The sequence below is a fragment of the Candidatus Phytoplasma fabacearum genome (genome assembly GCF_030586805.1).
In the GTDB taxonomy this organism is placed as follows: domain Bacteria; phylum Bacillota_I; class Bacilli_A; order Acholeplasmatales; family Acholeplasmataceae; genus Phytoplasma; species Phytoplasma fabacearum.
Genome location: NZ_JAOSIM010000014.1, coordinates 1 through 10,709, shown reverse-complemented (window position 1 = coordinate 10,709; position 10,709 = coordinate 1). Strand labels below are relative to the sequence as shown.

The following is a 10,709-nucleotide window of genomic DNA, read 5'->3' as shown; positions in this document are numbered from 1 at the left end:
GCGTTTCATTGATAAAATTTGTTTTTCTATCAAATATTACAAACAGCCCCCGTCCAAACGGTGCAAGCAAGTTTCCAAGCACACCGCTTTCCATAATTTATCCTTTTTCTAGGTTTAACTTCGTGTCACCACTGGTTAAATGTTTATTCTTGACCTTTTGTTCTTGTTTTAATATGTGTTGTTTTAAAGATTGGTCGTGAATCTTACTCATTGTCCAGAGAAGTTTCGATTTTAAGAACTCAAAATCATTTCTAGGTTTTACCTATTCCTTCTGCGGTCTCAACGAATAAACAATAAATTACTTTCTTCTTTCGCCCTATGAGAGTTATTACCTCTCTTCTTGGTAAGACGATTATCTAGCTTATTCCAAAACTAGGTTTACTCTTACGACTACTAAGAAGATTCTTTATCCTTAACCATCAGGGCTTTTAGATCCTGATTTGTAAATTTAATTACTTAGTTTTAGGATTCTCCAAGTTACACTAAATTTCTACCTTAATTCTTTAGGGGAAGTATCCTCTTAAAGAGGCTGATTCCAGGTTTTCTTATCTGATAAAAATACGGATAGATTATTGGCGTTTCTTTGATAGGATTGATCTTTCTACCAAATATTACCAACAGCCCCCGTCCAAACGGTGCGAGCAAGTTTCCAAGCACACCGCTTTCCATAATTTATCCCTTTTCGGGTTTAACTTCGTGTCACCACTGGTTAAATGTTTATTCTTGACCTTTTATTCTTTTCAAATATTCTAAGATCCCTCATTTGTTGGTTGGTCTTCTTACTACAAGGACAAACCTGACAAAGTACCATCATTTTTTAGTTCATCATCCTTCTCCAATGAGCATCTCTAATGGTTCCGACAGGGTGAATTTCCAGGGATTGATTTTCCAACTGGCAAACTTTTTACATTTTTGTGCGGTTAACCTGTCAGTTAATTTTATTCATCCTTTGAAAAGATTTGGATTGATAACTATTTCGGTTATTTCACCTTTATAGTTTTTCAACCTTTTAATTCTCCCCCAGGAGAAGTTATCCCATGATTCCACTTTTGTCTTTTTGGATTTTCAGTTGTATTCTATTCCTCATCCTCATGAAGGATTGAGTTTCTTCCAAACTCTAGCAATGGAAGTTTTCCATTTGTTCGTTAATGTCTTTAAACAACTGTATTCATTTATGTAATTTAAGTATGTTAGTTAACTCAAGTTCCTCGCCATACAGAAATATTGAATAATTCTTCAGAAAACTATTTTGTATGTCATAATGGTTTCCGATGGTTCCCGATGGACGAGGGTTTGTTCAGGTACCATCTTTCCTTTTTTTTTCAACCATAGTTTTTCTTGGGTCTAAATCCAAAACTCCATTCCGAAAAAAATGTTTTCAAAATAGGGAGTTAGGTATTATTCTATAAGCCTTTTGGATGATTCTATCTTGAATGGTAGGGATTCCGAGTGGTCTAGTTTTATCTTTTCCTTTCGGAATATGAACTCTTTTAACCAGTTTCGGGTTATATTGGTTGTGAACATATTTTTGGTGATATTTCGTTAATTTATTTAAGTCCATATCATCTATTATTCTCCCGTCAATTCCCAGTGTTTCTGCCCCCGTTATTGGTGGCAATCTGATAAAAAACGAGGTAGGTATTAATTAAGTTGTTCATTCCCCATTTGAGTTCTTGTTTTAATATGTGTTGTTTTAAAGATTGGTCGTGAATCTTATTCATTGTCCAGAGAAGTTTCGATTTTAAGAACTCAAAATCATTTTTCTAGGTTTTACCTATTCCTTCTGCGGTCTCAACGAATAAACAATAAATTACTTTCTTCTTTCGCCCTATGAGAGTTATTACCTCTCTTCTTGGTAAGACGATTAGCTAGCTTATTCCAAAACTAGGTTTACTCTTACGACTACTAAGAAGATTCTTTATCCTTAACCATCAGGGCTTTTAGATCCTGATTTGTAAATTTAATTACTTAGTTTTAGGATTCTCCCAGTTACTCTAAATATCAACCTTGGTTCCTTAGGGGAAGTAACCATTTATAAATGGTGAGATTCCAGGTTTGTTAAGTGATAAACTATCCAATACTAGTAGTATATATTGATAGCCTCTGGACTGTTCGCTTATAGTAGTTTTCGAGACAGGTTTGTTAATTACATCTTCTTTTGTCTTCTTAGGCCATTACAGGCTTATCCTTAGAACCATTTGGTGGCGGTATCTTCTTGACTAACTACTTCGTCGCAACCCGCTTTTAAGAACTGCTATAATTCTTGATGGTTTCCTTTCAAGAACTGTTCTTAGCCTTGCAGTGTTTATCGCACTGGTGATTGGTAAAATCACACGATATTTAGGTCTCTTGGGCGCCCCTACTAATTACATCATCTTATATATTAGTAGACTCTGGACTGTCCGATTACAGCAACTTACGAGACAGGTCTGAGAATTACATCAATTTTCCTTCTTAGGCCATTTCAGGCTTCTCCATGGAATTATTCGGTGGCGGAATCCTCTTGACTAATTTGCTTTTGTCGCAATCCGCTTTTATGGTCTGCTATAATCCGGCATTCTTTCGTTAGCCAGACCGACCATATCCTTTCAGGGTTTTATCGGCCCTAGCTATTGGTTAGATAGCAGGAAATTTAGGCATCTTTGGCGCCCGATGATATCTCGCGAATATCTTCTTTATTAACAATTTGTGGCATTTGATAATAATAAATAATTTCATCACCTCTTCAAATAAATATTGATCAAATTAGATAAAAACATCTTAATTAATATAATTAAAATAATTAAACCCTTAACAACAAAAATAAGAAAAGAAATTAATTTAACTATACTAATTATTTTAACATTAAAAAAGAAAATTTTATAAATATTTATCAAAAAAAGAAGTAATTTTCGATAATATTAAAAATAACAAAAGATTACTTAAGATAACATTAATAATAAACAAAATTAAACAATAAATAAAACAAATTAATAATAGTTTATCATTAACATTTCGCAAATTGAATAAATTAAATAACCAATCATACCATAAATTACCTAAAGATAATTGCATATTAGCATAAACCCAATAACTTGAAATAAAAAAACAAAAACTTCTCAAGAAATACACCAATAATAAACCAAAAAAAATATTTTTTTTATTTTTAGCAATAAATTTTTTTTTATCGATAAAAACTCCCACTAAACTTAATAATAAATCGGGTAAAATATAATCAAAAATACACGAAATTAATAATTGCATTTTAGTAAATAAAAATAATTGATCTAAAGATAATAAAAAATTATAACTTTTTATCAAATGAAAAGCTGAGTATAAACCACAAATTAATAAATGTGTTGAAAAATTATTATAAATACCTGATAAACATAAAATAACTAAAGAAAATTTAAATATTTGACCACCTAAATTTAAATTTAAAAAAGGAGTTAAAAATTTGCCAACTAAATCTATAAAAATAGCTAAAGACAGAAAATAACTTACTAAGATAACTTTACGTAATATAAAATTATTAGACAAGGTCATAAACATAAACACATATTAATTACAAATTACTTTATTAAAATATTGTAATTAATATTATTTCCTTTAAACTTTAAAAACTCCTTTGTAAATTAATTCTAATAAATAAATAAATGATGGATAAATCCTGGCTAATCCTAAACCTAAAAATACTCCTAAAAAAGTACCTAAAGTGATTCCTAAAAAGCCTTTTTTAAAACTAAAAATAAAAATACCTTGAATAATAAAAATTAACATAGATTTTAAACAAATAATAGTTTCTTCTGATTCTTGAGGATCATTCATTTGATATTGATATATTTGATGACTATCAAAAACATTAGACAAATTTATTTGATTATTTATGTAAACGATTCTATTATTTAATTTCCAAGAAACAATGAATACAAAAATTAAAATATTTAAAATATAAAAAAACATAATAAACCATTTTTTTTGCCAAAATTTACTATATATTAAATTTTCCCAAACAACATCCCATTTATTCTTGAACAAAATAAGTTATTACCTCCTATTTACTAAAATTATTATTAATCTAACATATCTAATTTTAATTTAAAAGCATTTTTAAAATTATAATTTAAAATATATTGATTATATTCATTATTCTTCGATTTTTTTTTACAAAAATTATTTAAATATTGAATATGTTCTATATAATCCAAATCACAATCTTGAAGCAATTGAACACGAGTTAAATCAAATACATTATCTAAAGCTCCAGCAAAAATCAATTTTTGCAATGATTCCTTATTTAAAACTTCCTTTAATCTAATTTTAAAATCATAAAAATTTTCAAATTTTTTTATAGAACGCTCTTTTATTAAAATATTAAATATTTCCGGAGCAATATCTTTAATAAAGTTTAAAGGTAAAAAGAGCTGATCATACAAAATTCGACAACTGCTAACATTACTATATAAAATATTAGGTTTTTGAATTTGAATATATTCTTTTATCTTTGATAACCATTTTTGAATAGTTATATAATCATAAGGATATTCTTCTAAATAAACCATACCAAAATAAAGCAAATAATTAGTTTTTAAATAAGCCATTCTATAACTAATCAAAGCATAAGCTGCGCCATGACTTTTATTAAAAATATAACTCGAAAATTGCGCAATATAATCATAAACTTTACTGGCTGATTCTACTGTTCTTCGATATAAAATACTTTGATCAATAAATCTTTTTTTTAAATTAAAGTTACCGGATTCAGAAGATTTAGCCATAATTTGTCTCATAAATAAATCTGCTTGTCCTAAATCATAACCTGCAAATTCTGAAGCTATCCTCATTATTTGTTCTTGATATAAAACTACACCATAAGTATCATATAATATTTTATCGACAACACTTATACCAGTAAAATTAAATTCCTTCTTGATTCTATTTTTTATATAAAGATCCACAAATTTTATAGCACCAGGTCTATTAAAAGATAAAACAGCAATTAAATCTTCAAATGTTTTTGGTTTGATAAGTTGTATAATTTTTATAGCAGAAACAGATTCTAATTGAAAAATATATTTAGTATCTCCTCGTTGTAACGTATTATAAGTATGAACATCGTTTAACAATATATTAAACCAATCAATTTTAATTTTTCCTATTTGTTCGATCAAATTTAAAATTTTATTAATTAAAAAAAGATTTCGTAAATTTAACAAATCTAATTTAATAAAACCTAATTTTTCTAACTGTTTATGATCGAATTGCAAACGATATAATATCACAGAATTATTAGAATTTTTTTGAATAGGTAAATGTTGAGATAAATCTGATTTAGTAATAACAAGTCCTGAAGGATGAGTGCCAACTAATCTAGGAATCCCTTTAATAACAGATGCGAATTTAGAACAAATGAATTTTATATCAATTTCAATACCAGTTTTTCGAATAAACTCTAAATCTATACGAAACAAATCTTCAGAATATTTTTGAAAAGTAATTAAATTAGCTATGTGTTCAATTCCGTATTTATCCACAAGATATCGCGATAACGTAACAACCTGATCATCAGGAACATCTATATCGATATCAGGAACAGTCGTTCTTTTGCAATTCAAAAATCTCTCAAAAAGCAAATTATATTTTAAAGGATCGATTTCAGTAATTCCTAAACAAAAACATAACAAAGAACCGACCGAAGAACCCCTTCCAGGACCTATTAAAATTTTATTATTTTTAGCGTATTTTATTAAATCAAAAACAATCAAAAAATAATCAACATAATTCATTTTTTTAATCAAAATTAATTCTTTTTGCAATTGTTGAATATAAAAAATATGTTTTTCTAAATTTATATTTTTTTGTAAATAATTTGTTAAAAAATAATTAGCTTTTTTACGTAAATACTCAAAATTATCACAAGATAAATCATGTTTAAACAAACATACATCAGAAGAAAAAACAATATTATAGTGAATCAATGATAAAAATTTTTCTAAATCAAGAAATAATTCAGAATCACTAATATTATAAAGTTGATAACGCTCTTGGATTTGCATTTCATCAATAAATTTCACATCTAACTCTATTTTTTCATCGATTCGATCATAATTAATAAATTTTCGATTCTCATTTTGAGATTTACTTATTTTACATAAACATTCATAAATTAATTTTTCTTCTGACAACAAATAATTAGTTTTATTAACCAAAACTACTTTTAAATTTAATTTTTTAACTATATTTAAAAAAACTCCGGCATAATCTTGTAATAAAAAAGATTGCAAAGAAAATCCAAAAAATAATTGTTTAATATGTATTTGAAAAAATCTTAAAGTTTCAAAAATAAAATTTTCATTTTCATAACTATTTAAATCTATAACTTTATCTTTTAAAATATTACATAAAAAAAAATCTAAATTAGATAAAATACCAAAAATACCATCTTGAAAATTTCGAAATTCCATTAAAGTAATTTTCTGATTTAATTGAATAAAATTTAAAATTTTAATTAAATTGCGAATGCCATTATTATCAAAAGCATAAACCAAAAAACTAATTTTAACATCACGATATTTTAAAAGATCAAAATAAATATAAATTTGCGCTCCTATAATAGGTTTAATTTTATATTCTCGACAAAACTTAATTAATTCCATCATTCCATATAAATTTTCAAAATCACTTAAAGCGACAAAATTATATTTACTTTCATATGCTTTTTTAACTAAAGATTCTACAGAATGAACACTTTGTTTAATGCTATAAAAACTTTGTAAATAAAAAACTCCTGTCATAAAATATTAAAACACTTTCTCACTACAATAACACATTATATTAAATTCGAACATAAATTATATATAAAACAATTTTGAAATCTAAACAAATAAATTACAATATAAGATAATTTTAATTAAAAATTTTTTTTAAATTTCGTTTATCATACTCTGTTTCAAAATGATTCAAAATATTAGCATTTTCATCATGATTTACTATTTGAAATTCGGCAAAATAAAAAGATTCCAAAAATATTATAATCATATACAAATTATATTCTTGAGTAGGCAAAAACGATTCTTGTTCTTGGAGATAATATAACAAATGTTCTTGTAAAAATTCAATATTAATTGTAATTTCCGACAATGAAAATTGTTCTATAATTTTATCAGCTAATTTAATAATATAAATATTGTCCATGTTTTCATAATCAATATCAGAATAAATCTGAGAATGATTCATAAGTTTTAAAAAATATAAAAATAATTTTTTTATTTTACAAAATAAAAATACATTGTTCATTATTATCAATCCTTCACTAATAAAATGGAACAACAAATTAATAATTAATTCTTGCAATATTGTAATAATGCCTATATTATTTTTTTAAATGAGGAAATAAAATTACATCACGAATATTAGAATTATCAGTTAATAGCATTATTAAACGATCTATTCCTATACCTAAACCACCAGTAGGAGGCATTCCGTATTCTAAAGCTTCTATAAAATCTTCATCCAATTCATGAGCTTCATCATTTCCTAATTGTTTTTGTAATATTTGCTCTTCGAAACGTTTTCTTTGTTCAATAGGATCATTTAATTCGCTAAAAGCATTTACCAATTCTTTACCAGCTACAAACAATTCAAATCTTTCTGTTAATTGTGGATTTTGCGGATTAACTTGAGCTAAAGGACTAATCTCTATAGGATAATTAAAAATAAAAGTAGGTTGAATCAAATTTGGTTCTACAAATTTTTCAAAAAAAGCAGCTATAATATGACCTTTTTTATAAAAATCTTCTACAGGAATATTATGTTTTTGAGCTAATTCTTGACATGATTCATAAGACATATTTTCATTAAAATCAATATTAGTTTTTTGTTTAATAATGTCTATCATATCATATTTATAAAAATGATTCAATTTAATCAAATTTCCTTGATAGTTAAATTCTAACTTACCTAAAAGTTTATAACAAACTTCTTTTAAACATTTTTCTACCAAATACATCATAGTATTCATATCAGCATAAGCTAAATAAGCTTCTATAGTTGTAAATTCAGGATTGTGACTAGCATCAATACCTTCGTTACGAAATACTTTGCCTATTTCATAGATAGCTTTCATACCACCAACAATTAATTTTTTTAAAGAAATTTCTGTAGCTATTCTTAAATAAAAATTGGCATTTAAAGTATTATGATAAGTAACAAAAGGTCTAGCGTTGGCTCCACCGACACAAGAGTTTAAGACAGCAGTTTCAACCTCTAAAAAATTTTCATTATTGAAAAAATCTCTAAGAAAACGAATAATTTTAGATCTATCCACGAAAGTTTTACGAGCTTGAGGATTAACAATTAAATCTAAATAACGTTTTTTACGCATTATTTCTTTATCCTGTAAACCTTTATATTTATCAGGAAGTGGTCGTAAACTTTTGCTTAACATTAACAATTTAAAAACTTTAATAGTTAATTCACCCATCTTAGTTTTAAACAATATACCTTTAACGCCAATAATATCCCCTAAATCAGACCAATTATAAATTTGAAACTCTTTTAGCGTAATAATATCACGTCGAACATAAATTTGTATATCAGATTCAAAATCACGTATATTAGCGAAACCAGCTTTACCTTGTATCCTTTTTAAAATAATTCTACCAGCAACAGAAACTACAATTTTAGATTGCTCTAATTGATTAGCTGTCCAAGATTGATATTGCAACAATAAAGAATTAATAGAGTTAGTTTCTATAAATTTATTACAAAAAGGTTCTATATTATTTTTCTTTAAATTATCTAATTTAACTCTTCTAATCGATTCTTGTTCTGTCATATCTTCTTTATTCATATAAATGTAAACTCCTACTTTGCAAATTATAACCCATAATATTATACTATTATATTTTTTGTTAATAATTGTATCGAATTATAAATAAATAAAAAAAGAATCTTTTTGAAAAAAGATTCTTACGATAAGAAAATAATGTGCATAAGCCATGTTCTGTTCTTATTTCATCAATAAGTGTGATCATTTATCTCTATTTTTGAAAATAGTATAAAAATTAATTTTTTCTTATAAAAAGGGGGAATATTAACTTTTATATGCCCCTACCTTTTTTTGGGTTGCTAGCTTGAGGGGTTTACCGCGTTTCACTTGATTATTTCTAATCAATTCGTCTCTGTGGCACTTTATTTTTACATTCATAAACTTATTATTTTATAAATAAATTCTTAGAACTTCAAAGCCGTCATTTAATACATTTAAATGCCTTAAGTTATTTTTTTCTTAAGCACAAACACTACATACATTTCCCAAGATACGGATAGATTATTGGCGTTTCTTTGATAGGATTGATCTTTCTACCAAATATTACCAACAGCCCCCGTCCAAACGGTGCGAGCAAGTTTCCAAGCACACCGCTTTCCATAATTTATCCCTTTTCGGGTTTAACTTCGTGTCACCACTGGTTAAATGTTTATTCTTGACCTTTTATTCTTTTCAAATATTCTAAGATCCCTCATTTGTTGGTTGGTCTTCTTACTACAAGGACAAACCTGACAAAGTACCATCATTTTTTAGTTCATCATCCTTCTCCAATGAGCATCTCTAATGGTTCCGACAGGGTGAATTTCCAGGGATTGATTTTCCAACTGGCAAACTTTTTACATTTTTGTGCGGTTAACCTGTCAGTTAATTAATCGCAAATAGTCAATGCCCTTGAATCTTGGTTTTATTGGCTTTATCGCGTCTAGTCCCAATTTCTTGAGTCTAAATCCAAAACTCCATTCCGAAAAAATGTTTTCAAAATAGGGAGTTAGGTATTATTCTATAAGCCTTTTGGATGATTCTATCTTGCATGGTAGGGATTCCGAGTGGTCTAGTTTTATCTTTTCCTTTCGGAATATGAACTCTTTTAACCAGTTTCGGGTTATATTGGTTGTGAACATATTTTTGGTGATATTTCATTAATTTATTTAAGTCTATATCATCTATTATTCTCCCATCAATTCCCAGTGTTTCTGCTCCCGTTATTGGTGGCAATCTGATGAAACTTGAGGTAGGTATTAATTAAGTTGTTCATTCCCCATTTGAGTTCTTGTTTTAATATGTGTTGTTTTAAAGATTGGTCGTGAATCTTACTCATTGTCCAGAGAAGTTTCGATTTTAAGAACTCAAAATCATTTCTAGGTTTTACCTATTCCTTCTGCGGTCTCAACGAATAAACAATAAATTACTTTCTTCTTTCGCCCTATGAGAGTTATTACCTCTCTTCTTGGTAAGACGATTATAATATATATATAGTATCTACAAAGATTATATTCTTTGAAGATTCATTTTTTTCAAGGCACGAACAGAAATAAAAACTTTTTTAACTTTTCCGTGATCATCAATAATTCGAATTTTTTGCAAATTAGCTTTCCATTTTCTTTTAGTAGCATTCATAGCATGACTACGTTTATTACCGCATAAAATAGCTTTGCCTGTTAAATAACATTTAGCCATTTAAAATTATTTACTCCTTTTTATCTATAATTAAAATATCATATATGGATAGATTATGTGCGTTTTAATAACTAAATTTATATTTCAGTTATCTAGTACAAATAGCCCCCATCCAAACCGGACAAGCAAGTTTCCCAGCATCCGGCTTTCCATAATTTATCAATAAACAATAAATTACTGACTTCTTTCGCCCTATCAAGGTGATTAACCTTGTTCCAGGGAG

7 protein-coding genes and 1 other RNA gene are annotated in these 10,709 nt (G+C 27.0%); all 8 read right to left on the bottom strand.

The annotated features are described in order from the left end of the window. Positions 1–495: 495 nt before the first annotated feature. Complete coding sequence (locus OC705_RS01740; RefSeq protein WP_304512687.1) at positions 496–669, bottom strand: hypothetical protein; 174 nt, start codon at positions 667–669, stop codon at positions 496–498. A gap of 2,190 nt (positions 670–2,859) precedes the next feature. Beyond that, positions 2,860–3,531 carry a hypothetical protein gene (locus OC705_RS01735; RefSeq protein WP_304512617.1) on the bottom strand — a complete coding sequence of 224 codons (672 nt, stop codon included), beginning with the start codon at positions 3,529–3,531 and terminating at the stop codon, positions 2,860–2,862. Positions 3,532–3,588: 57 nt separating this feature from the next. Then, entirely contained in the window at positions 3,589–4,017 is a 429-nt protein-coding gene (locus OC705_RS01730; RefSeq protein ID WP_304512618.1) for a hypothetical protein, read from the bottom strand. A 35-nt stretch (positions 4,018–4,052) separates the two neighbouring features. Then, entirely contained in the window at positions 4,053–6,773 is a 2,721-nt protein-coding gene (locus OC705_RS01725) for a PHP domain-containing protein (RefSeq protein WP_304512619.1), read from the bottom strand. A 112-nt stretch (positions 6,774–6,885) separates the two neighbouring features. After that, positions 6,886–7,275, bottom strand: a complete 390-nt coding sequence (locus OC705_RS01720) for a hypothetical protein (RefSeq protein WP_304512620.1) — start codon at positions 7,273–7,275, stop codon at positions 6,886–6,888. 76 nt (positions 7,276–7,351) lie between these two features. Beyond that, a complete protein-coding gene (lysS, locus tag OC705_RS01715; RefSeq protein WP_304512621.1) occupies positions 7,352–8,830 on the bottom strand; it encodes a lysine--tRNA ligase in 1,479 nt (492 codons plus the stop codon). A 137-nt stretch (positions 8,831–8,967) separates the two neighbouring features. Further along, positions 8,968–9,363, bottom strand: an RNA gene (gene rnpB / locus OC705_RS01710) — RNase P RNA component class B. Between the two features lie 934 nt (positions 9,364–10,297). After that, a complete protein-coding gene (rpmB, locus tag OC705_RS01705) occupies positions 10,298–10,486 on the bottom strand; it encodes a 50S ribosomal protein L28 (RefSeq protein WP_304512598.1) in 189 nt (62 codons plus the stop codon). Positions 10,487–10,709: the final 223 nt, after the last annotated feature.

Excerpts from the sequence above, each read along its gene's own strand:
- OC705_RS01740 (WP_304512687.1), bottom strand. The coding sequence starts at position 669 with ATGGAAAGCGGTGTGCTTGGAAACTTGCTCGCACCGTTTGGACGGGGG.
- OC705_RS01735 (WP_304512617.1), bottom strand. The coding sequence starts at position 3,531 with ATGTTTATGACCTTGTCTAATAATTTTATATTACGTAAAGTTATCTTA.
- OC705_RS01725 (WP_304512619.1), bottom strand. The coding sequence starts at position 6,773 with ATGACAGGAGTTTTTTATTTACAAAGTTTTTATAGCATTAAACAAAGT.
- OC705_RS01720 (WP_304512620.1), bottom strand. The coding sequence starts at position 7,275 with ATGAACAATGTATTTTTATTTTGTAAAATAAAAAAATTATTTTTATAT.
- lysS (WP_304512621.1), bottom strand. The coding sequence starts at position 8,830 with ATGAATAAAGAAGATATGACAGAACAAGAATCGATTAGAAGAGTTAAA.
- rpmB (WP_304512598.1), bottom strand. The coding sequence starts at position 10,486 with ATGGCTAAATGTTATTTAACAGGCAAAGCTATTTTATGCGGTAATAAA.